The sequence below is a fragment of the Maricaulis sp. genome (genome assembly GCF_048268525.1).
Classification (GTDB): Bacteria; Pseudomonadota; Alphaproteobacteria; order Caulobacterales; family Maricaulaceae; genus Maricaulis.
Genome location: NZ_JBLWVH010000003.1, coordinates 19,715 through 41,233 on the forward strand (window position 1 = coordinate 19,715; position 21,519 = coordinate 41,233).

Genomic DNA, 21,519 nt, shown 5'->3' on the forward strand with positions numbered 1-21,519 from the left:
TCAGGCCGGTTTTGACGCCCGCACAGCGTGGCGGTTGCGTAGCACCTCGACGACATCTTCCAGCCCCAGCTCGCGCGATTCCAGCAGCACCATCAGGTGGAAAAGCAGATCGGCGGCTTCACCGGCCAAAGCTTCCTTGCTCTCGGACACCGCGGCCATGGCCACCTCGACGCCCTCTTCGCCGACTTTCTGGGCCGGGCGCTTGGGCGCCTTTGCCATCAGGCTGCCGACATAAGAGCCCTTGGTCTTGTCCTTCTTGCGCTTGCGGATGATGGCGCGCAAATGAGCGAGAAAGCCAAGGCCCGGCCCCGGGTCATCACCGAAGCAACTCACCGTACCCGTGTGGCAGGCAGCGCCCTTCGGCTTGACCTCGACGAGCAGCGCGTCGCTGTCGCAATCGGCAGCAAGGTCGACCAGTTTGAACGTGTTGCCGGAGGTCTCACCCTTCTTCCACAGGCGCTGCTTGGAGCGCGAGAAGAAGTGGACCTTGCCGCTCTTGATCGTCTTGGCCAAGGCCTCGGCATTCATATAGCCCAGCATCAATACCTGCCGGGTGGCCGCGTCCTGGATGATCGCCGGGATCAGGCCATCGCCCTTTTTCCAGTCGAGCGTCTTTTCATCAATCATGGTCTGACCCTGATTCCTTCACCATCAAGCCAGGACTTCAACTGCCCGATCTCGATGACCCCCTTGTGAAACACGCTGGCGGCCAGCGCACCATCGACCTTGGCAAGTTCGAACACGGATTTGAAGTGCTCTTTCCGTCCGGCGCCGCCTGAAGCGATCAAAGGTGTGGAACACACGGCGCGTGCCGCCTCCAATTGCTCGATGTCATAGCCGTCGCGCACGCCATCCTGGTCCATGCAATTGAGCACGACCTCGCCGGCGCCGCGGTCGACGCCCTCGCCAATCCAGTCGAGCGTGCGGCGGTGACCGGCAAAACTCTTGTCCGGATCGCCGGTATATTGGTGGACCCGCCAGGCACCCTCGATGATGCGGCTGTCGACGCCCAGTACCACACACTGGCTGCCAAACTCGGCGGCGAGCCGGTCAATGATCGCCGGGTCCTCGAGCGCCGGCGTATTGACCGAAATTTTGTCGGCGCCGGCAAACAGACGAGCCCGGGCATCGTCGACCGAACGGATCCCGCCCGCGACACAGAAGGGAATATCGAGCTCGCGGGCGACGGCGCTGACCCATTCCGGCTCCACCGTCCGCCCCCGGGCGCTGGCAGCGATGTCGTAGAAGACCAGCTCATCCGCCCCCTCGCCGGCATAGCGCCGGGCCAGATCGACAATGTCACCGACATCCTCATGGTCGCGGAAACGTACGCCCTTGACCACGCGACCGTCGCGCACGTCGAGACAGGGAATTATGCGTCGCGCAAGCATGCGATCGCCTCCCCGACGGTAAAATGGCCTTCATACAAGGCCTTGCCGGTGATGGCGCCCGCTGCACCGGCCGCCTGCGCCGCGAGAAGGTCATCGAGTGAGGACACGCCACCGGAGGCCTGCCAGTCGATCGCCGGATAGTCCGTCACCAGTCGCTTGTAGAGAGCGATATTGGGGCCCGACAGATCGCCATCACGGCCGATATCGGTAACCAGCGCATGGCCAAGACCGCTGCCCTCATAGGCGGTGATCACATCGTCCAGCGTGGTATCAGCCATGTCGGTCCAGCCTTTCAGGGCCGGACGGTATTGGCCTCCGATCTGGCGCACATCAAGCGCCAGCGTGATCCGGTCACCACCATAGTTCTGCAACCAGCCGGCGACCCGATCGGGATCCGTGACCGCCAGTGAGCCGATGATCACCCGCTCGACACCGGCCGCCAGCAAGTCCTCGATATCCTCGGCCGAGCGTACGCCGCCGCCGGTCTGGACACGCAGACCGGTCTCGCACAGCGAGCGGATCAGCGCGCCCTGGCGGCGGGCTCCGTCACGGGCACCGCTGAGATCGACGATATGGACCCAGACCGCTCCCGCCTCGCCGAACTGTTCAGCAACGCGCATGGGGTCATCGCCATAGTCGGTCACGGCATTGAAGGCGCCCTTGTGCAGGCGCACGACACGGCCGTCCAACAGGTCAATTGCTGGATAAAGAATCATGTCGAACCCGTTGCAAAGTTTGTAAGAATTCTCGCACCGACAACGCCGGAACGCTCTGGATGGAACTGGCAGCCCGCGACATTGCCCTTGCGAACAACCGCGGAAATTTCACCGCCATACCGGGAGCTCGCCCGCGTAAAGGACCCCACCGGCGAGAAGTACCCGTGCACGAAATAGACATGGGCACCCGCCTCGACACCGGCCAGAAGCGGTTCTTCGCCCGGCGTAAAATCCAGCGTGTTCCAGCCCATGTGGGGCCAAACCCCATCATCCGGCGGCGGCAGTTTTTCAATCCGTCCCGGGATCAGGCCCAGACCCTCCACATCACCCTCGCTCGAACGATCGAACAGAAGCTGCATGCCCAGGCAAATGCCCAGGACCGGGCGCGCTTCGGCTTTCAAAGCAGTATCCCATCCTCGCGCCCGCAATTGCGCCATGGCCGGTCCGGCCGCTCCGACGCCGGGCAGGATCAGGCGGTCACAATCGGCAAGCCCGTCCGGGCCTTTCGCCACCTGATAGGCCAGCCCGGCCCGTTCCAGGGCAAAGCGCACCGAGGCCAGGTTGGCGCAGCCGGTATCGATCAAGCCAATCATCACGCCAACATGCCCTTGGTTGACGGCAGGGCGTTGCCCTCGACGCGCAAGGCCTGTCGCAGAGCGCGCCCGAAGGCCTTGAAACAGCCCTCGACCATGTGGTGAGCGTTCTCGCCTTCGACCTTGACGTGGATCGCCGCGCCGAGACTTTCCGCGATCGAGCGGAAGGCGTGGGCCGTCATCTCGACCGGGAATTCACCGACGGACTCACCGGGAATCTCACCCTCGAACTTCGCGAAAGGACGACCGGACAGGTCGATCCAGGCCGCCGCACGGCTTTCATCCATTGGCAGTTCGAAGCCGAACCGGCCCAGTCCGCGCTTGTCGCCCAGAGAAGCGCGCAGGGCCTCACCGAAGGTCAGGCAGACATCTTCAATGGTGTGGTGCCCGTCGATCTCCAGATCACCCTCGACCACGACATCCAGGGCAAAACCGCCATGACGGGCGACCTGGTCCAGCATGTGGTCGAAATAGCCGATGCCTGTGGCAATGCGGATCGGTCCGTCGCGGTCCAGATTGACGGTGACCGTGACATCGGTCTCCTTGGTCTTGCGTCGTTTGGTGCCGGCACGCGGACCGGCAAGCGGCGCGGAATCGCCCGCACTGGCACGCTCGCGCCGCAGTCGCATGGCGAGGCCGTGTGCGTCGAGTTGTTCGAGCGCCGCCAGGCGTTCGACCGTCGGTGCCATGGCGACGGCGCCGGCCTCGCTGGCACGCAGGATGGTGGTGGTCTTCTGGAAGCTTTCCACCGACACGCCGCCATGGGCCCGGGCCGCACCGGCTGTGGGCAGGGTGTGGTTGGGCCCGGCGGCATAATCGCCGGCCGCTTCAGGCGTCCAGGCACCAACGAAGATCGAACCGGCGTGACGCACACCGACGAGCAGGCGCTCGGCCGACTCGGCCTGCAGGATCAGGTGTTCCGGGGCGTAGCTGTTGGCGATGTCAATGGCATCATCAACGCTGTCGCAAACCAGGATGGCAGACGCGGCGAGGGCCTCGCGGGCGATCGCCGCGCGGGGCAGGTCTTCGAGCAGCTTGGCGACGGATGCGGTCACCCGATCCGCCGTTGCGGCGTCAAAACAGACCAGCATCACCTGGGCGGAGGGATCATGCTCGGCCTGGCTCAAGAGGTCACTGGCGACGAGATCCGGGTCTGCCGTCTCATCGGCGATCACCATGACCTCACTCGGCCCCGCCGGAAGATCGACGGCCGGGCCGCCCGGCAGGCTGCTGACATAGGCTTTCGCCGCAGCGACATAGGCATTGCCCGGCCCGAAAATCTTGTCGGCTCGCGGCAGTCCGGCAGCACCGAAAGAGAGCGCCGCAATCGCTTGCGCACCGCCGATGGCATAAACTTCGTCCAGCCCCAACAGGTCCGCAGCGGCCAGCAGCGCCGGATTGACGCCGCCATCTCCGGCCGGCGGCGCAACTACTACAATCCGCGGAACCCCGGCCAGCTGGGCGGGAACCGCCAGCATGATCAGCGAGGAAACCAGCGGCGCGGAGCCGGCCGGCACATAGAGCGCCGCCGTGTCGACCGGTGTCGCCCGACGCGAGGCCGTTACGCCGGGCCACGTCTCGACACTGTATCCCCGATAGCCCTGCTGGACGTGAAACCGCCGAACGGCATCGGCGGCGGCCTTGATGGCTTCAGCATCGAGCGGATCGAGCGCCGCCCGGGCGGCTTTGAGCTCAGCCGCCGACACGCGAAAATCATCCGGGGCGTACCCGTCGAGGCGCTTGGCATAGGCCCTCACGGCCGCCTCGCCCTGATCACGAATGGCATTGACGATATCGCGCGCCGCCGGGCCGGCTGAGGAATTGCTGGCCGGACGGGTCAGCGCTCGCGTCCGCGCTTCGGGAGACGCGTCGGTCCAGTTGAGAATGTCGAGCATGGTCGTTGCCTCAGGCGAGCATTTTTTCAATCGGCAGGACAAGGATGGCGCGCGCGCCCTCTTTTTCCAGGGCCTCCAGTGTCTCCCAGAAGACCCGCTCCCGACACACGGCGTGGACGGCGACGACATCCTCGCGCCCGGCGACCTTGGCGATGGTCGGGGCATCGGCACCCGGCAAGAGCGCGCGGATGGCGTCGAGCCGGTCGGTCGGCGCGTTGAGCATGATGTACTTGGTCTGCGACGAAGCGATCACGCCCTCGGACCGACGCATCAGGATATTGGCAATGGCGTCGGTGTCCGCCGCGCGACCGGATTTGCGGCGGATCAGTACCGCTTCACTGCGCAACACCGTTTCAAAGGGCTTCAAGCCATTGGCCTGCAAGGTCGCCCCGGAGGACACCAGGTCACAGATTGCGTCGGCAATCCGCAGGCGCGGCGCCACCTCAACCGATCCCCGCATCTCGACGATCTCAGCCTTGATGCCGCGGTCGGCAAGATATTGCGCGGTCAGGGCCGGATAGGACGTCGCGACGGCCTTGCCATCAAGGTCCTCAACCGTACGGATCGCACCGTCATCAGGCGCGGCGAGCTTCAGCGTGCAGCCGGCAAAACCGAGACGCAGCGCGACTTCGAGTTCTCGCGAGCGCCCACCGGCCGCTTGTTCCTCGGCGAGCACATTCTCGCCGACAATCCCGTAGTCACAGGCGCCACTGCCGACGAAGTTCGGGATGTCGTCATCGCGGACCAGCATCAGGTCGACCGGCATGTTCTCGGCCCGCTGGTGCAGCTTGTCGCGACCATAGGCGAAGCGGAGTCCGCAACGTTTGAGGAGGTCCATCCCCCCTTCGGCCAGACGGCCCTTGCTCTGAACGGCAATGCGCAAACGGGAAGTCACGATCCGGTCTCCTTGAGACGGTTGAGAATGGTTCGGTAACCCTGCCAGGGTTCCTGGCTGAGAAAACGGGCGACACGCGTCACAGTAGTGGTGCTGGCGCCGGTCATTTCGGAGATTTCACGATAGGAATGCCCGCCCTCGGCCAACAGGCCTGCCACCCGCCAGCGCTCGGTCAGCGTCTTCATCTCGCCGGGGGTCAGGAGATCACGCAGGAAGCGCTCGGCCTCCCCGGCGTCTTTCAGGGCGAGTATGGCGGCGCTCAGGGCGCTGAGGTCGGTGGGTCCGTCACTGCGGCCCGCTGCGGGATCGGTCATGGGTCTGGCTCCTTGATGGCGGGTATAGCGTGTTAGCGCGCTAACACAATAACAAATTTCACAAGGATGCAGCGCCGCAACGGCATTGCCGATCAAGGCAGGCTGATCTTATATGTGCAGAGCTACGCAATTAACGGAACGCGCCATGCAGTATGATGAAATGAAGCCGATGGCAGAAACGATTGCGGACCTGATGAAGACGCTCGCCCATCCCAGCCGGCTGCTGGCGCTGTGTGCGATGATGGAGAAGGAACGCTCGGTCGGCGAGCTTGCGACGGCGCTTGGCATGCGCGACCAGGCAATGTCCCAGCAATTGGCCATCCTGCGCAACAAGGGGTTGGTCGCCACACGGCGTGACGGCCAGACCATCTATTATGGCCTCGCCGACGCCCGGATCGAAACAGTGATGGCGGCGCTCTACACGACCTATTGCGCCCCGGAGACGGCAGCAAAGCCCTAACGCGACCGCGAACCCAGCCTGGCGAGGAACCGGCCGAACAGGCAAAAGCCAGTCTACCGCGCCCGGGACAGCAGGACAGCCACACCCGCCGCAAGGATCAGCCACCAGGGCGAGACCGACACTGCCAGGCCGATCGAAATCACAACCAGCACGGTCGCGCTTGCGGCGACAGCCCGCGGGACCGTCCACCCTGATGCGCCCCGGTCGTCCCGTTCCGTCGGAAGGCCCGCCGCCTTCCATTTGAGGATGCCGCCCCTCATATGGCCGGCAAGCTCGACCCCTTGTGACCGGCACATCTCCAGCGCCCGCGCCGAGCGCACACCGGAGCGGCAGTGAAGCACCACCGCTCGGCCCTCGCTTTCAGGAAGCTCACCCGGCCGAAAACGGGACAATGGAACCAGCAAGGCCTCGGGGATGCGCTCCGACGCATGCTCGCCCGGCTCTCGCACGTCGATCAGCCGGAAGTGTCCGGCCTTCAGACCAGCCTGTATCTCCGCCGGTTCAAATTCCTTATGGTCTGTCATAATGCTCCTCCATTCATCCATTCGTCCGAAGCGGGCCGCCACCTCTTGCATTATCGTAGTTGCATAGTTACGCAAATAACCTATATGCAGGATAGACAACGGTTCAACAGACAGACCGAAAGGCCGGGCCCATGACCCAGACACCCACCGTCAAAGCCTTCTTCGATGAAGACACCTTCACCGTCAGCTATGTCGTGTCCGATCCGGAAACCCGTAGAGCTGCGATCATCGACTCGGTACTCGATTTCGATCCGGCCTCGGGGCGCACGGCGACACGCTCCGCCGACGCCCTGCTCGACCATGTCCGCCGCGAAGGCCTGACGGTCGACTGGATCCTGGAAACACATGTCCATGCCGACCACCTCTCCGCTGCGCCCTATCTGGCGCGCGAGACGGGCGGCCGGATTGGCATCGGCTCCCATGTGACCCATGTCCAGTCCGTGTTCGGAGACCTGTTTCACGCTGACTCGGATTTCGCACGGGACGGCTCGCAGTTCGGGCATTTGTTCGAGGATGGTGAGCGTTTCTCGATCGGCTCGATCGAATCCGAAACCATCTACACACCGGGCCATACGCCAGCCTGCATGGTCTATCATATTGGCGACGTGGCCTTTGTCGGCGACACGCTTTTCATGCCCGACTTCGGCACCGCCCGGTGTGACTTCCCCGGCGGAGATGCCCGTGCCCTCTACCAATCCATCCAGAAAATCTTCGCCCTGCCTGACGCCACAACCCTCTACATGTGCCACGACTACAAGGCACCCGGGCGCGATCATTTCGCCTGGAAAACGACCGTCGGCGAGCAGAAGGCCCGCAATATCCATGTCCATACCGGTATCAGCGAGGACGAATTCGTCGCCATGCGCACCGCCCGCGACGCCGAACTCGCCATGCCGCGCCTGATCCTGCCTTCGGTGCAGGTCAACATGCGCGCCGGCAATCTGCCGGAACCGGAGGACAATGGCCGCCGCTATCTGAAAATTCCGCTGGATTCGGTCTGAGCCATGAACTGGCTGCGGCGCCTCCTGCCCGGGCTTGAATGGCTCGATGGCTATGACGGCAAACGGTTGACCCAGGACGGGCTGGCCAGCCTGGTCACAGCCATCCTGCTGATCCCGCAGAGCCTCGCTTACGCCCTGCTCGCCGGACTGCCCCCGCAGGCAGGGCTCTACGCCTCGATCGCCCCCCTGCTTGCCTATGCGCTTTTCGGTTCCAGCCGTGTGCTGGCGGTTGGGCCTGTAGCGGTGATCTCATTGATGACCGCAGCCGCTATTGGTTCGCTCGGCCTGACAGACCCGGCCGACCTGATGGCCGCCGCCGGCGCCCTCGCCCTGCTGTCCAGCGTCTTCCTGTTATTGTTCGGCGTATTCCGGCTCGGCAGCGTCGCCAATTTCCTGTCCCGGCCGGTGGTCGAGGCCTTCATCACGGCATCGACCGTCCTCATCATCGCCAGCCAGCTTCGGCATTTTCTTGGTGTCGAGATGGACGGCGCGACAATCCCGGAACTGGCGGTCTCGTTTGCCCGTCACTATGACGGGATCAACACCACAGCGCTGATCATGGGCGTGATCAGCCTGGCATTCCTGTTGGCCTCGCGCTCGCTCTTGCCGGACATTTTGAAACGCATCGGACTGACGGCCGGCTTGATCAGCATCCTGACCCGGATCGCGCCGGCAGCGCTGGTGGCCCTGACCGCCCTCACCGCCTGGACCTTCGGGCTGCAGGACCGGACCGGCCTGTCGATCGTCGGTGAGTTGCCGTCCGGACTGCCCCCGTTCGCCTTCCCGATCGTACCGCTTGAGACCTGGCGCGCGCTGATCGGACCGGCAGCATTGATCTCTCTGGTCGGCTTTGTCGAGAGCGTATCGGTCGGACAATCCCTTGCCGCGCGGCGCCGCGAAACGATCAATCCGAACCGGGAATTGCTGGGCCTGGGCGCTGCCAATGCGGCTGCTGCCTTTTCGGGGGGGTATCCGGTCACAGGCGGGTTTGCCCGGTCAGTCGTGAATGAATCGGCCGGCGCGGAGACTCCGCTCGCCGGCGTCTTCACCGCGGTCCTCATTCTGCTGGTCGCCGCCTTTTTGACCCCGCTCTTCTATCACCTGCCCAAAGCCGCGCTGGCCGCGACCATTCTGGCGGCGATCTGGCGGATGGCGAATTTCCATGACGCCTGGCTGGCCTGGAAATACTCCCACGCCGATGGCGCCGCAGCTTTTCTGACGCTTGTCGGCGTGCTCTTTCTCGGCGTCGAAATCGGCCTGACCCTGGGTGTCGCCCTGTCAGTCGGGCTTGTCCTGCAACGCTCCATGCGCCCCCACTGGGCCGAGGTCGGTCAGGTTCCGCGCACCCATCATTTTCGAAACATCAATCGCCACGAAGTGATCTGTTCGCCGCATGTGGTGTCACTGCGGATCGATGAAGCGCTCTATTTCGCCAATGCCCGATTCCTCGAAGACCTGGCGGGCGAGATCATCGCCCGCGAAAGTCGCCCGACCGACCTTGTACTGCTCTTCCCCGCCGTCAACTTCGTTGATGCGAGCGCACTTGGCAGCCTGCGGGTGATCAATGCCCGTCTCGGGGACGCCGGGGTCAAACTCCACCTGTCCGAGGTCAAGGGCCCGGTCGCGGACAAGTTGCTGGAAGCCGGTTTCTACGAAGAATTATCCGGCGAGGTTTTCCTGTCCCACTACGCCGCAATGCGCACGCTTGACCCTCAAACGACATTGACGGCGGAGGGCGTGTCGCCCGGCTGACAGGCCTCAACCTGCCCTGAGGCGGACAGCCTGTTTGCCTGTCCGCACTGAATCGCTATCGTTCTGCGCGAAACCGAACACGCGAGGCGATTCCGACATGTCCCACACCGATCTGAATACCGTCTATCCGGTAGCGGCGGACCGCGCAGCCACTGCCGGCATCGATGCCGGTCGCTATGCCGACATGTATCGTCGATCGATGGACACGCCCGACGCCTTCTGGGCCGAGGAAGCGCAACGGATCGACTGGATCACGCCCTTCACCGAGATCTCGGATGTCAGCTGGGACAGGAATGACCTGCACATCCGCTGGTTCGCCGACGGCACCCTCAACGCCAGCGCAAACTGTATTGATCGCCACCTGCCCGAGCGGGCCGACGACACCGCCATCATCTGGGAAGGCGATGATCCGAACGTCGATGCGACGATCACCTACGCCCAGCTGCACGAGCAGGTCTGTCGCCTCGCCAACGGGCTCAAATCCGTCGGTGTGAAGAAGGGCGACCGGGTCACGATCTACATGCCGATGATCCCGGAAGCCGCCTACGCCATGCTCGCCTGCGCCCGCATCGGCGCCGTTCACTCGGTGGTCTTTGGCGGCTTCTCGCCGGATGCGCTGGCCGGCCGCATCACCGATTGCGAGAGCCGGTTTGTGATCACCGCCGATGAAGGTCTGCGCGGCTCCAGGCCGATCCCGTTGAAGGCCAATGTCGACAAGGCTGTCGCGACGGCCGGGATTGTCGACAAGGTGATCATGGTGAAACGCACAGGCGGCGCGGTTGACTGGGACGACAGCCGCGATGTCGCCTACGAAGCTTTGGTCCAAGCGGCCAGCCCCGACTGCCCGCCCGAGCCGATGAACGCCGAGGACCCGCTCTTCATCCTCTACACCTCGGGTTCGACCGGAAAGCCCAAGGGCGTGCTGCACACCACCGGCGGCTACATGGTCTGGGCGTCGATGACGCATGAATATGTGTTCGACTACAAGCCGGGCGAGATCTACTGGTGCACGGCCGATGTCGGCTGGGTCACCGGGCACACCTATATCGTCTACGGACCGCTCGCCAATGGTGCCACGACGCTGATGTTCGAGGGCGTGCCGACCTGGCCCGGACCGGACCGTCTGTGGCAGGTGGTCGACAAGCACCAGGTCAACACACTCTACACTGCTCCGACCGCGATCCGCGCCCTGATGCGCGAGGGAGATGCGCCGGTGAAGAAGCACTCGCGTGCCTCCTTGCGCCTGCTGGGCACGGTTGGCGAGCCGATCAATCCGGAAGCCTGGAACTGGTACTACAATGTGGTCGGTGACGGGCGCTGCCCGATCGTCGATACCTGGTGGCAGACCGAGACAGGCGGTGCGCTGATCACCCCCCTGCCCGGTGCGACGGCGCTGAAACCGGGTTCGGCAACGACACCGATATTCGGCGTCGAGCCTGCGCTGATGGATGCCGAAGGCCAGCGCATGAGCGACGACGGTGCGGCCGAGGGCAATCTTGTCATCTGCCGTTCCTGGCCCGGTCAGATGCGCACCATCTACGGCGACCACGACCGCTTCATCGAAACCTATTTCACGACCTATCCCGGCCATTATTTCACCGGCGACGGGGCCCGGCGCGACAATGACGGATACTGGTGGATAACCGGTCGCGTCGATGATGTACTCAATGTTTCCGGACACCGACTGGGCACGGCAGAAATCGAGAGCGCACTGGTCGCGCACAAGGATGTCGCCGAAGCTGCCGTGGTCGGTTATCCGCACGACCTCAAGGGTCAGGGCATTTATTGCTATGTGACCCTGATGGGCGGGCGCGTCGCCGCGGATGAAGATGTCGACCAGCTCAAGAAATGGGTACGCCAGGAGATCGGACCGGTGGCGACACCGGACCTGATCCAGTTCGCCCCGGCCCTGCCCAAGACCCGCTCGGGCAAGATCATGCGCCGCATCCTGCGCAAGATCGCCGAGAACGAGTTTGGCAATCTGGGCGACACGTCAACGCTCGCCGATCCCGGAGTGGTGGATGATCTGATCGAAAACCGGAAGAACCGCTAGGGGTCACCGGGGCTCGGTCGCGGGCGTGGCTTGGCTGAGCCTGACTTCAACCCGTCCGCCGGCGAACGCGTATCCGCGTATGGCGACAAAGGCAGGGATGGCGCTGAGCTCGCCGACCACGAATCGTGGATCGAGGGAATAGGCGCCATCCGGCCCCGGACTGTCATCCACAGTCGCGATCAGAGTTCGGTCGGCGTCATAGAGCCGTATGAACGGGTCCATGCCGTCCAGTCCCATGACTGTCAGCTCATCACCGCTCTCCCCGCCACTGAGTCCGACCAGCACCCATTCATTGGCCGGCACCTCGAGGCGCTCACCGACTTGCCCATCATCCGGCCAAGCCAGACGGGCGGCCTCGTCCGTGAAATCGCCGACTGCCGGATAAAAATCCTGGCTACTGTAGGATTGCGTCGTGCCATTACCGGGCCGGAGCGATGCACTGACCAGGGTAGCTGAGCCCGAAACCGCCTCCAGTCCACGTTCAATGCAAAGCTGCCGCCGGTCTTCCAGTGCCAGCCGGTCGGTCTCCTCGACCGGCAACTCGAAACCGGGATAGGGGCCGGTCGCGACGTGATTGAAATTGAGTTCGCTCTGGCACGGCAGGGAAGCTCCGGTGCGGGCCGCCCGCCTGTATTCAAGCCGCAGGGAGTTATACTCCCACATCGCCTGACAGCCGAGCCGGGTCACAACCATGTCGTCCCGCTGGCCTTCCGGGTAGTCGAGAACGCCCAAGGCTTTGAGCACATCCAGATTGGCATCGATCTCGTCACGATCCGGCGGTCTGAAATCGATCTCGTGAAAGCGGCCCAGCAGGATGGTTCGATAGGTCTGGTAAAGTTCGGACGAGCGCATTGAGGAGGCGACACTGCGAGCGACGGCATCGTCGAGCACACAACCAATGAAGTCGCGCAGGGCATCGTCATCAATGGTAGCGATATTGCCGAATTTCCCGACGGGCTGCGACCCGTCGGCCGCCGCACCCAGCCCAAGCAGCTCGTCGTCAAAGCCTTCCAGCATGGCGTGCAGGTCAAGCGCCACCGTCCGCGTATCAAAGACACTGAAGCGATGGACGTCGGCCTCGAGCGCAGACACCGACTCGGCTTCTTCCTGATTCTGTATGGAGCGGGCGAGCCGCAGGATATCGTCAGGCGAAATGATCAAGGCGGCGATCAGCATCATGCCCAGGAATCGCATCACCCCGTCATTGGACTTCAGGGCAAAGGCAAAGATGAGCGCGGCGCCGGCGAGTGCGATGACGGCTTCGAACACCCGATTGAAGGGAAAGGCGTTGAGCGCATAGACAAGAGCGAACACGACAATGACGGCGAAACTGACCCAGAAGCTGCGCATAGCCAGTCGTTCCAGCAGGCTGTGCCAGTCGGGACTTTCCCAGAAACGCCAGCGGATCAGACCACCCTTTCCGGTTTGCGGTGCCGGCCCCGACCCTTCCTCCGGTGCGCCTTCGGACGCCTCCGCTGCAGCAGCCTGGTCCTCGTCGCGCTCCGACATGTCACGCCCTCCATTCAACCCGAGCGCACACTATACCAGGAACCGACCTGAGCGCGAATCGCTTCGGTTTGCCGGGCACAAGCCGGTCCACACCGGTTTTCGTGCGCTCTGGCGGACCAGCCCCTCGCCGCCCCGCACAAAAGCCGCTATAGCCAAGGCAGTCCCTACCCGCCGAGCGGAGTTTATCGTGCGTATCCGATTTGCCTTACTTGCCCTGACCTCCATTGGCGCGCTGTCTGCCTGTGCCACCGAAACCGTGCCCATGTGCCGGGCCCCGCAGGCGCATGAATTGGCGGCCTTCTCGGCCATCATCAGTCATAACGAGACGGCGGTCGCCGACGCGATGGCGCCGGGCCGGCTGCAAAACGCCTTCATCTCGCGCGACCCGATGGTGAGAAGCCATGTCTGGGGCAGTGAGGGCAATACGCGCGGCACGGTGACCGGCGTGTTGAGCCAACCACCGCTGTGCATTTTCGACGATCCGGGCTTTGTGGCGACGGAAGCCTCGCGCCAGATCCTGGTCTATCCGCAGCGCGCCCATGACCGGGTCGCCCCGCCTGTGGAAACCCCGCTGGCCGACGCGCCCCTGCCCTGGGGCACCTATCGCGGCGATTACATGACCTGCCGCTTCGAACAGACGGCCAGCGGTTGGAAGTTGGCGGATCTGTGCGGGTACCGGATGCCCGGCACGGGTGTGACGGGGTAGGCGGACACAAGACTGGAGCGCCCATGGCGAGTTTCGCGCTGACGATCCTCCTCGCTCTCGGCTTGGATGGCGGAGCCGTGGCTCAAGACGCGGTTGATCTTCCCGTTTTCCCGTTACCGAGCTTCACCGCTCGGCACGACGTTTATCGCCTTTGCGACGAGTCCAGTGAATGCACCTTTTCCGTCTTCGTCGAACAGGAGAACGGCGAGCTCGCCGAGCTGCACTATCGCGGTACGGATCAGCGCGCCCCCGACACAATACGGGTGTTCCACCGTCTGTCGGACGCACAAGGGGCTTGGCGTGAAGCAACAACGCTCGAGCGCGGGGAAGAGGCTCGCCTCTTTCTGGATATTGGCCACTGCCTGACGATGCCTCGCCGCAATCTACTCACATGTGGTGTGCCTGAGGAGCGCCAGGGCGACGCACACCTTACGGACGGTCCAGACGGATCGGTGCTCTCTTTGTGTACGAGCGGGACCTTGCAGACCCAGTTCAGCTATGATCCTGACGGAATCCTCAGGCAGGTGTACTGGGCAAATGAACAACGCTCTGCTGACGATCTAGATTGCGACCAAGTCGCGCCGACAACTCGCGCGTTTGTCTTGGATAGTGGGACATCACTCGATCGACCACTACTCCCCGGCCCTCTCGTTGAGCCATCGAGCGCGTTCGACCCGAATTGACAGCTGTCGGCTCGCGATCAAGCCCGCACCACGTCGGAGGGCAGAACCCACCATAGTTTGCTTGTCAGCCACCAAGCCGGATCCTGTTTTCCAGCTCAAGGGTGAAACCGCGCAGCGGCGCTCCGCGCCCTTGACCTGGAAAACAGGATCCGGCGCACTCTCGGCAAGCGATCAATGAGCAGGCGTGTGCTAACGCACGCCCTCCTACCCCGCTCCCCCCGAACAAATACGGGGCCCGGGTCGGTCATTCGACCTCACCCGGACCCCGCGCCTGAGACGACCAACCGTCATCAGCCTGTTTGTGCTCAGTCCTCGAATTCCATCAGCTTCATCGGCGCCTTGAGTTCGGCCGTGAGGCGGTCATAGGCCGGCAAGGTCAGGAATTCGGCGAAGTCCTCGGACAGGACCAGCCCGGTCAGGATATCAGCAGCGGCGCGAATGCGATCGCACAGCTCGGTCTGATCCGGCACTTCATCCTGGATGGTCGAGCAGATGTCCTCGATCTTGTTTTCCAGCATCGGGCCGGTGAGCGCGGTGCCCTCGACCGTCGACTGGCCGAAAGTGCGCCACTGCCACAGCTGGGCGCGGGCGATCTCGGCCGTGGCGGCGTCTTCCATCAGATTGCGGATCGGCACCGCGCCGCGTCCACCCAGCCAGGCGGCGATATAGCGGATGGCCACGTCGATATTGTCGTTGACGCCGGCATCGGTGATCTCACCGGCCGGAGCCTCGAGCAATTGCTGCGTGGTGACCGGACGCTCATGCGGATCGGCCGGACGATCGAGCTGGTTGGGACCCTTCATGCGCTGGTTAAAGACTTCCATCGCGACCGGGACCAGATCGGGGTGGGCGACCCAGGTGCCGTCATGGCCATTCTTCACTTCGCGCAACTTGTCCTCGCGCACTTTCTCGGTCGCTGCAGCATTGGCAGCCGGGTCATTCTTGACCGGGATGAAGGCCGACATGCCGCCCATGGCGTGGGCACCGCGGCGGTGACAAACAGCCACCACACGGCGCGAATAGGCGGCCATGAAGGGTGAACTCATGGTCACGGCCGAACGATCCGGAAGGACATGTTCCGGGCGCGACTTGAGGCGCTTGATATAGCTGAAGATATAATCCCAGCGGCCGCAATTGAGGCCGACAATATGGTCTTTCAGCTCGTACAGGATCTCGTCCAGCTCGAAGGCTGCCGGCAGGGTCTCGATCAGCACCGTGGCGCGCAGCGTGCCGCGCTCCAGGCCGAGCTCGTCCTCGGCATGCTGGAAGACCAGGCTCCACAGGCGCGCTTCCAGCCGGCTTTCCAGCTTGGGCAGGTAGAAATACGGCGCCGTGCCGCGTTCCTTCAGGGCCGCGTGATTGTGGAAGACATAGAGGCCGAAATCGAACAGAGAGCCGGAGATCGCCTGCCCGTTGACATGGACATGGCGCTCGTCGAGATGCAGGCCGCGCGGGCGGACAATCAGGACTGCCGCGTCATCCTTGACCTGATAGCGCTTGTTATTCTTGGGGTCGGTGAAATCGATCTCGCGGATATTGGCATCGCGCAGATTGATCTGACCCTCGATCAGGTTCGACCACAGCGGCGATGTCGCATCCTCGAAATCGGCCATGAAGCATTTGGCGCCGGAATTGAGCGCATTGACGACCATCTTGCGGTCGACCGGACCGGTGATCTCGACACGGCGGTCCTGCAGGTCGGCCGGAGCCGGACGGACTTTCCATTCGCCTGAGCGGATATCGACGGTCTCGTGCGGGAACATCAACAACGCGCCCTGGTCGAGCTCGGCCTGACGCTCCTTGCGGTAGCGCAACAGCGACTGGCGGCGCTTTTCGAAACGGCGATGCAAGCCGGCCAGGAAGCCAAGCGCTTCATGGCTGAGAATGTCGCGATAGCCGGGCTCGAGATGGCCGAGGATTTCGACGCCGGAGGGGGCAATGAGGGTCATGTCAGTCTCCTGGATAGAGCGGAGAGAAAACCGGGGTGCGCTCGGAGGGATCGCACCCCGGCAAGGAGCAGTGAGTGAGGCGTTACTCGGCTGCGAACTGGGCTGACTCAGTGGATTCGCCCATGGCCGTGGTCGAGGCCGTGCCGCCGGAAATGGCCAGCGAGACCTTGTCGAAATAGCCGGTGCCAACCTCGCGCTGGTGGCGCGTCGCGGTGTAGCCGTCGGTCTCGGAGGCGAACTCGGCCTGCTGCAGCTCGGAATAGGCGCCCATGCCGCGCGACCTGTAGCCGCGGGCCAGTTCGAACATGCCGTGATTGAGCTGGTGGAAGCCGGCCAAGGTCACGAACTGGAACTTGTAGCCCATGGCGCCGAGTTCCTGCTGGTAGGTTTCGATCGTGGCCTTGTCGAGATTGGCTTCCCAGTTGAAGGAGGGCGAGCAGTTATAGGCCATCATCTTGCCCGGGAATTCCTTCTGGATCGCCTCGGCGAAGCGGCGGGCCTCGTCGAGATTCGGCTTGGAGGTTTCCCACCACAACAGGTCGGCGATCTTGGCATAGGCCAGGCCGCGCTTGATGCAGTGATCGACACCGACGCCCTCTTTCAGGCGGAAGAAGCCTTCCGGTGTGCGGCCGGCATCGAAATCGATGAATTCATGGTCGCGCTCGTCGATGTCGGAATTGATCAGGTTGGCGGATTCAGCGTCGGTCCGGGCCACGGTGATGGTGGAAACACCCATCACGTCGGCGGCGAGACGGGCCGCAGCGAGATTGCGCTCATGCTGGCTGGTCGGGATCAACACCTTGCCGCCCAGATGGCCACACTTCTTCTCGGCCGCAACCTGGTCCTCGAAATGGACACCGGCAGCGCCGGCCTCGATGAAGGCCTTCATGATCTCGAAGCAGTTCAGCGTGCCGCCAAAACCGGCTTCGGCATCGGCCACGATAGGAGCAAACCAGTCACGGCTGGCTTCGCCGGTCTCGGACACTTCGATCTGGTCGGCGCGCTGCAGGGCGCGGTTGATCTTCTTGGCCAGCTCCGGCGCCGAATTGGCGGGGTAGAGCGACTGGTCCGGATACATGGTGCCGGCGGTGTTGGCGTCAGCCGCGACCTGCCAACCGGACAGGTAGATGGCTTTCAGACCGGCGCGAACCATTTGCATGGCCTGATTGCCGGACAGCGCGCCCAGCGCATTGATGTAAGGCTCGGACTTCAGCAGCTCCCACAGCTTGTTGGCACCGCGCTCGGCCAGGGTCTGGCTGATGGTGACGGAGCCGCGCAGCTTTTGCACATCCTCGGGGGAGTAGGGACGCTCGATACCGTTGAAACGATCATCGGCCGTATTGGGGACCAGTTCCGCGAAAGTTGTCATTTTTGTCTCCGTTCCGGCTTGGCCGGTTTGGCTGGCTTGATGTTGACCTCAAGCTGTCAAACGGAACGGGACCTGTCGATATGGCTTTTCCTATAAAGAGGTTTTCGTGTATGATCATTACATTGTGTTGATGTCAGTTTGTAAATTTTGGTACAAAACATGAGCGACAACCAGGCTTTCGAGAAGATCTTTGCCGGCGCCCGCCTGCGCCGTTTGCGGCGCGAACGCGGCATGACCCAGGCCGAGGCGGCCGAGGCGCTGGGCCTGTCGGCGAGCTATCTCAACCTCCTGGAACGCAATCAGCGACCGGTCACGGCGCGGGTGCTGCTGGCCCTGGCGGAAGCCTTCGACGTGGATGTCCGCAGCTTTGCCAATGAGAGCGACCGGCAATTGATCGCCGATCTCACCGAGGCGGCTGCCGACCCGGTCCTGGCCGGCCTCGAGCTCGACCGCGTGGAACTCAACGAGCTCGCCGACAGCCAGCCGCGCGCCGCCGAGGCCCTGACCCGCCTGTTCCAGTCCTATCGGGAAATGGCCACCGCTACCGCTGACATGGCGACCCGAATGTCTGGCCCCGGTGCGACGACCGGCGGTCCCGGTGCTGTGCTCGAATCCGTACGCAATGCCATCGACGCCCACCACAACCATTTTCCCGACCTCGAGGAAGCCGCCGAAGCCCTGAGCGACCGGGCTGGCCTGCGCAGCCGCAATCGCGACCAGGCGCTGGCGACCTATCTGCAAGAGCAACATGGTTTTACCGTCCGCGTGCTGGACGAGGACGTGATGGCCGGTGCCCGCCGCCGGCTGGATTTCCACGGTCGCCGCCTGCTGCTGTCAGAGACCCTGCCCCCGGCATCGCGCGGCTTTCACATGGCGGTGGTGCTGGCCTCGCTGGAGCAGGCCGAGCTTCTGGATCGCCTGTGTGACCAGATCGCCCTGCCCTCAGCTGAAGGGCGGCGTCTCCTGCGCATCGGTTTGGCCAATTACTTCGCCGGCGCCGTGCAGATGCCCTATGCCGCGTTCCACAAGGCCGCCGAAGACAATCGCTATCATCTCGGCGTGCTGCAACGCCGTTTCGAGGCCAGCTATGAACAGGTCTGCCATCGCCTGACCACGCTGCAGCGACCGGGCGCGCGCGGCCTGCCCTTCTTCATGATCCGGGTCGATGCGGCGGGCAATGTCTCCAAGCGTTTTGGCGGCGGCATCATGCCCTTTGCCCGTGCCGGCGGCGGTTGCCCGAAGTGGAATCTCTACGACGCCCTGCGCATGCCCGAGCGCATCCTGACCCAGTCCTTCGAGCTGCCCGACGGCACCCGCATGCTGTCGCTCGCCCGTGGCCAGTCAACGCAAGGCCCGACCGGCCAACCACCGACCCTGCATGCCATCGCGCTGGGTTGTGACTGGGACAATGCCGGCAAGATCGCCCACGCCGACGGTATGAGCGACACCATCCCCGCCGCGATCGGCCTCGCCTGCCGCCTGTGTGACCGCGAAGACTGCGCCCAGCGCGCCTTCCCGCCCCTCAACCGCAAGCTGACGATGGACCCGCACCAGCTGCGGGCCTCGCCCTATGCGTTTGGGGAGAGTTAAGGGGGCGGAGGCTGGCGCCACAACTCAACTAAGGGCGCGCCGCGCGAGGCCATCCATAATTCGCTTGCCGAGAGAAAGCCGCATCCGTGTCTTCAGCTCAAGGGACTTATCCGCGAAGCCGCGCCTGCGGCGCCCTTGACCTGAAGACACGGATCGGCCCCGCTGGCTAACAAGCGGTCTATGGCCCAACGCGCGCAAGCGCGCCCGGTTTTCACTGGTCGTCTGGTCATGGCGCTGCCGCCGAGCCCGTCGTCAGCCCTTTATCCGGAACCAAGTGACGCGCGGTCAAAGCAATCGGCAGAGCGGCACATCAAACCGGTTGTCATCCCTGATGGACGCCCCGCACAGGCGGGGCGAAAGTCAGGGACCTAACTGAATGCAGGCACATAGGTCCCTGCCCTGCGTCCGGCCTGCGCCGGACATCCGGCAGGGATGACAAGAATGGCGGCATCTGGGCTTTCCACCCCCAAAAGAATAAGGGCCCCGCGCGATGCGGAGCCCCAATCCTGGACAGGTTGTGCTGGTCGCTCGCCTATTCGGCCATGCCACCGACCGCATGCACATAGGCCGTGCGGACGTCCTGGTGCTTGACGGTGTCGAGCTCGCGGGCGATTTCCTCGTCCTGTTTGGCGAGGGCGTCGAGGTCCTGGTCGGCATAGTGCAGCACGCCCATATCGGCATAGGCCTTCTGGATCTTCGGACCCCAAAGGCCGATATCCTTGACCACCGGCACGATGCGCTGGAAGAGCAGGGTCTTGAACAGCTGGTTCATTTCCGACTGCTCGGCCCAGGCGACACATTCCTCGACCGGCAGCCCCATGACTTCATAGACTTCCCGCGCCTGGAAACGGTCGCGCATGTGATAGCAGGCCTCGACCAGGAATTCCTCGCGCTCGTCGCGCTCGGCCTGGGTCAGATGCGGATAGTAATCGCGCAGCGACAGGCGACCGAAGGCAACATGGCGCGCCTCGTCTTCCATCACATAGGCATTGACCATCTTGGCCAGCGGGTTCTGGGCCAGGTCGCGGATCGTGCCGAAAGCGGCCAGCGCCAGGCCTTCAATGACGACCTGCATGGCCAGATAGGTGAAGTCCCAGCGGCTGTCGCGCAGCGCCTGGTCGACCAGCTGGCGCAGCGGCTCGGTCATCGGATAGGCGACGCCGAACTTGGTCATCAGATTCTTGTAGGCCTCGACATGGCGGGCCTCGTCCATGACCTGGGTCGCGGCGTAGAATTTGGCGTCGAGATCGGGCACCGATTCAACGATCTTGGCGGCACAGATCAGGGCCGCCTGCTCGCCCTGCATGAATTGCGAGATATTCCACGCCTGGGCATGACGGCGGAACTCGATACGTTCCTTCTTCGTCATCTTCTCCCACATCGGCGAACCGTGCAGCGCGATACCTTCATCGGGCAGCTGCATCGGGTTTTCCGGGTCCAGCTCCAGCGTCCAGTCAATGCGATTGACCGCATCCCACTGCATGTCCTTGCCCTTCTGGTACAAGTGCATGAGGGTTGAGCGACCTTCGTCATACTCGAAGTCGAACGTGGCGTTGAACTGTTCCGGGATCGACCAATTCTTGTCGATGTCCTGCATCGGATATAGATCGCGAAGCGATGCCATGGCGCGTTACCTCCCCAGGAGCGACCAAACATGTCTTGCATTGCCAATATTTTGTACAATGCGGATTGGTGAACAATGTTCACAACCCGAACGTCTGTCAAAACGAGCCGTTTGGCAAGCCCTGAGACGAAACGTGACCGGGATATTTTATCGAGAGTCCGTAGCCCTTGGCGCGATGGGCCGCGTGGCGCCGGGCGTCCGCCGGGATGCGGGCATGCGCCTTCGTCTTCGGCCGCGATTGCGCCGAAGGGTGGGAGGGAACGGGATGTCGGCGGACACCGGGGTGTCCTGTGGGTGGTCTGCGGTGTCCGTGATGTCCTCGACATCCCGTTCTCGGAGATTTCCCGGACGCTCTCGCCCCCGATTCCAATGCGTCAGGTAGATGGGGTCGGTCGTTTAGTGCCCCGCGACCTGGTCGCACGCCCTGCCGGAGCTTCGGGATGTCACATCCAAAGCGCGGACAGGCTCCGCAAGTTCCCGGGCACAAGTGACTGA

The 21,519-nt window shown here is 63.5% G+C and carries 19 protein-coding genes; 7 read left to right on the forward strand and 12 right to left on the reverse strand.

The features are described 5' to 3' along the window. From hisIE to ACN0X9_RS02450, 7 genes are read right to left on the reverse strand one after another with little or no spacing between them, the layout of a single operon-like run. Nucleotides 1-627 carry a bifunctional phosphoribosyl-AMP cyclohydrolase/phosphoribosyl-ATP diphosphatase HisIE gene (gene hisIE / locus ACN0X9_RS02420; protein ID WP_417486044.1) on the reverse strand — a complete coding sequence of 209 codons (627 nt, stop codon included), beginning with the start codon at nt 625-627 and terminating at the stop codon, nt 1-3. Beyond that, entirely contained in the window at nt 624-1,391 is a 768-nt protein-coding gene (gene hisF / locus ACN0X9_RS02425) for an imidazole glycerol phosphate synthase subunit HisF (protein ID WP_417486045.1), read from the reverse strand. The genes hisIE and hisF overlap by 4 nt, the downstream gene beginning before the upstream one ends. After that, entirely contained in the window at nt 1,373-2,107 is a 735-nt protein-coding gene (gene hisA / locus ACN0X9_RS02430) for a 1-(5-phosphoribosyl)-5-[(5-phosphoribosylamino)methylideneamino]imidazole-4-carboxamide isomerase (RefSeq protein WP_417486046.1), read from the reverse strand. The genes hisF and hisA overlap by 19 nt, the downstream gene beginning before the upstream one ends. Beyond that, the gene (gene hisH / locus ACN0X9_RS02435) at nt 2,104-2,700 is read right to left on the reverse strand and encodes an imidazole glycerol phosphate synthase subunit HisH (RefSeq protein ID WP_417486047.1); all 597 of its coding nucleotides are present in this window, start codon (nt 2,698-2,700) and stop codon (nt 2,104-2,106) included. The genes hisA and hisH overlap by 4 nt, the downstream gene beginning before the upstream one ends. Further along, nucleotides 2,700-4,595 (reverse strand): histidinol dehydrogenase, encoded by a 1,896-nt coding sequence (gene hisD / locus ACN0X9_RS02440; protein WP_417486048.1) that lies wholly within the window; start codon nt 4,593-4,595, stop codon nt 2,700-2,702. Before hisD ends, hisH begins: the two co-directional genes overlap by 1 nt. A gap of 10 nt (nt 4,596-4,605) precedes the next feature. Beyond that, nucleotides 4,606-5,490, reverse strand: coding sequence for an ATP phosphoribosyltransferase (gene hisG, locus ACN0X9_RS02445; protein WP_417486049.1), 885 nt, complete (start codon nt 5,488-5,490; stop codon nt 4,606-4,608). Further along, nucleotides 5,487-5,804 (reverse strand): YerC/YecD family TrpR-related protein, encoded by a 318-nt coding sequence (locus ACN0X9_RS02450; RefSeq protein ID WP_011643555.1) that lies wholly within the window; start codon nt 5,802-5,804, stop codon nt 5,487-5,489. The genes hisG and ACN0X9_RS02450 overlap by 4 nt, the downstream gene beginning before the upstream one ends. Nucleotides 5,805-5,949: 145 nt before the next feature. Here ACN0X9_RS02450 and ACN0X9_RS02455 point away from each other — a divergent pair, with 145 nt between their 5' ends. Continuing rightward, nucleotides 5,950-6,264, forward strand: a complete 315-nt coding sequence (locus ACN0X9_RS02455) for an ArsR/SmtB family transcription factor (protein WP_417486050.1) — start codon at nt 5,950-5,952, stop codon at nt 6,262-6,264. Between the two features lie 53 nt (nt 6,265-6,317). Here ACN0X9_RS02455 and ACN0X9_RS02460 read toward each other — a convergent pair whose 3' ends face one another. Continuing rightward, entirely contained in the window at nt 6,318-6,788 is a 471-nt protein-coding gene (locus tag ACN0X9_RS02460) for a rhodanese-like domain-containing protein (protein WP_417486051.1), read from the reverse strand. Nucleotides 6,789-6,919: 131 nt separating this feature from the next. Here ACN0X9_RS02460 and ACN0X9_RS02465 point away from each other — a divergent pair, with 131 nt between their 5' ends. From ACN0X9_RS02465 to acs, 3 genes are all read left to right on the forward strand, one after another. Then, nucleotides 6,920-7,789, forward strand: coding sequence for an MBL fold metallo-hydrolase (locus ACN0X9_RS02465; protein ID WP_417486052.1), 870 nt, complete (start codon nt 6,920-6,922; stop codon nt 7,787-7,789). A 3-nt stretch (nt 7,790-7,792) separates the two neighbouring features. Further along, nucleotides 7,793-9,541, forward strand: a complete 1,749-nt coding sequence (locus tag ACN0X9_RS02470; RefSeq protein WP_417486053.1) for a SulP family inorganic anion transporter — start codon at nt 7,793-7,795, stop codon at nt 9,539-9,541. A gap of 97 nt (nt 9,542-9,638) precedes the next feature. Continuing rightward, nucleotides 9,639-11,594 carry an acetate--CoA ligase gene (acs, locus tag ACN0X9_RS02475; protein WP_417486054.1) on the forward strand — a complete coding sequence of 652 codons (1,956 nt, stop codon included), beginning with the start codon at nt 9,639-9,641 and terminating at the stop codon, nt 11,592-11,594. A gap of 3 nt (nt 11,595-11,597) precedes the next feature. Here acs and ACN0X9_RS02480 read toward each other — a convergent pair whose 3' ends face one another. Then, the gene (locus tag ACN0X9_RS02480) at nt 11,598-13,103 is read right to left on the reverse strand and encodes a hypothetical protein (RefSeq protein WP_417486055.1); all 1,506 of its coding nucleotides are present in this window, start codon (nt 13,101-13,103) and stop codon (nt 11,598-11,600) included. Between the two features lie 187 nt (nt 13,104-13,290). Here ACN0X9_RS02480 and ACN0X9_RS02485 point away from each other — a divergent pair, with 187 nt between their 5' ends. Both ACN0X9_RS02485 and ACN0X9_RS02490 read left to right on the forward strand, forming a co-directional pair. Next, nucleotides 13,291-13,809, forward strand: coding sequence for a hypothetical protein (locus ACN0X9_RS02485; RefSeq protein WP_417486056.1), 519 nt, complete (start codon nt 13,291-13,293; stop codon nt 13,807-13,809). 23 nt (nt 13,810-13,832) lie between these two features. Continuing rightward, nucleotides 13,833-14,492 (forward strand): hypothetical protein, encoded by a 660-nt coding sequence (locus ACN0X9_RS02490; RefSeq protein ID WP_417486057.1) that lies wholly within the window; start codon nt 13,833-13,835, stop codon nt 14,490-14,492. A gap of 305 nt (nt 14,493-14,797) precedes the next feature. On the opposite strand, the gene aceB is transcribed toward ACN0X9_RS02490, so the two are convergent. Both aceB and aceA read right to left on the reverse strand, forming a co-directional pair. After that, nucleotides 14,798-16,441 (reverse strand): malate synthase A, encoded by a 1,644-nt coding sequence (gene aceB / locus ACN0X9_RS02495; RefSeq protein ID WP_417486058.1) that lies wholly within the window; start codon nt 16,439-16,441, stop codon nt 14,798-14,800. Between the two features lie 82 nt (nt 16,442-16,523). After that, nucleotides 16,524-17,810, reverse strand: coding sequence for an isocitrate lyase (gene aceA, locus ACN0X9_RS02500; protein ID WP_417486059.1), 1,287 nt, complete (start codon nt 17,808-17,810; stop codon nt 16,524-16,526). Nucleotides 17,811-17,969: 159 nt separating this feature from the next. On the opposite strand from aceA, the gene ACN0X9_RS02505 reads away from it, so the two are divergent. Beyond that, nucleotides 17,970-19,400: a helix-turn-helix domain-containing protein gene (locus tag ACN0X9_RS02505; protein ID WP_417486060.1), complete on the forward strand. Its 1,431-nt coding sequence runs from the start codon at nt 17,970-17,972 to the stop codon at nt 19,398-19,400. A gap of 532 nt (nt 19,401-19,932) precedes the next feature. Here the strand turns inward: ACN0X9_RS02505 and ACN0X9_RS02510 are convergent. Then, a complete protein-coding gene (locus ACN0X9_RS02510) occupies nt 19,933-21,024 on the reverse strand; it encodes a ferritin-like domain-containing protein (protein ID WP_417486061.1) in 1,092 nt (363 codons plus the stop codon). Nucleotides 21,025-21,519: the final 495 nt, after the last annotated feature.

Excerpts from the sequence above, each read along its gene's own strand:
- ACN0X9_RS02450 (WP_011643555.1), bottom strand. The coding sequence starts at position 5,804 with ATGACCGATCCCGCAGCGGGCCGCAGTGACGGACCCACCGACCTCAGC.
- hisD (WP_417486048.1), bottom strand. The coding sequence starts at position 4,595 with ATGCTCGACATTCTCAACTGGACCGACGCGTCTCCCGAAGCGCGGACG.
- ACN0X9_RS02510 (WP_417486061.1), bottom strand. The coding sequence starts at position 21,024 with ATGGCATCGCTTCGCGATCTATATCCGATGCAGGACATCGACAAGAAT.
- aceA (WP_417486059.1), bottom strand. The coding sequence starts at position 17,810 with ATGACAACTTTCGCGGAACTGGTCCCCAATACGGCCGATGATCGTTTC.
- ACN0X9_RS02490 (WP_417486057.1), top strand. The coding sequence starts at position 13,833 with ATGGCGAGTTTCGCGCTGACGATCCTCCTCGCTCTCGGCTTGGATGGC.
- aceB (WP_417486058.1), bottom strand. The coding sequence starts at position 16,441 with ATGACCCTCATTGCCCCCTCCGGCGTCGAAATCCTCGGCCATCTCGAG.
- hisA (WP_417486046.1), bottom strand. The coding sequence starts at position 2,107 with ATGATTCTTTATCCAGCAATTGACCTGTTGGACGGCCGTGTCGTGCGC.
- hisF (WP_417486045.1), bottom strand. The coding sequence starts at position 1,391 with ATGCTTGCGCGACGCATAATTCCCTGTCTCGACGTGCGCGACGGTCGC.
- ACN0X9_RS02465 (WP_417486052.1), top strand. The coding sequence starts at position 6,920 with ATGACCCAGACACCCACCGTCAAAGCCTTCTTCGATGAAGACACCTTC.
- ACN0X9_RS02480 (WP_417486055.1), bottom strand. The coding sequence starts at position 13,103 with ATGTCGGAGCGCGACGAGGACCAGGCTGCTGCAGCGGAGGCGTCCGAA.
- hisIE (WP_417486044.1), bottom strand. The coding sequence starts at position 627 with ATGATTGATGAAAAGACGCTCGACTGGAAAAAGGGCGATGGCCTGATC.
- ACN0X9_RS02455 (WP_417486050.1), top strand. The coding sequence starts at position 5,950 with ATGCAGTATGATGAAATGAAGCCGATGGCAGAAACGATTGCGGACCTG.
- ACN0X9_RS02460 (WP_417486051.1), bottom strand. The coding sequence starts at position 6,788 with ATGACAGACCATAAGGAATTTGAACCGGCGGAGATACAGGCTGGTCTG.
- acs (WP_417486054.1), top strand. The coding sequence starts at position 9,639 with ATGTCCCACACCGATCTGAATACCGTCTATCCGGTAGCGGCGGACCGC.
- ACN0X9_RS02470 (WP_417486053.1), top strand. The coding sequence starts at position 7,793 with ATGAACTGGCTGCGGCGCCTCCTGCCCGGGCTTGAATGGCTCGATGGC.
- hisH (WP_417486047.1), bottom strand. The coding sequence starts at position 2,700 with ATGATTGGCTTGATCGATACCGGCTGCGCCAACCTGGCCTCGGTGCGC.
- ACN0X9_RS02505 (WP_417486060.1), top strand. The coding sequence starts at position 17,970 with ATGAGCGACAACCAGGCTTTCGAGAAGATCTTTGCCGGCGCCCGCCTG.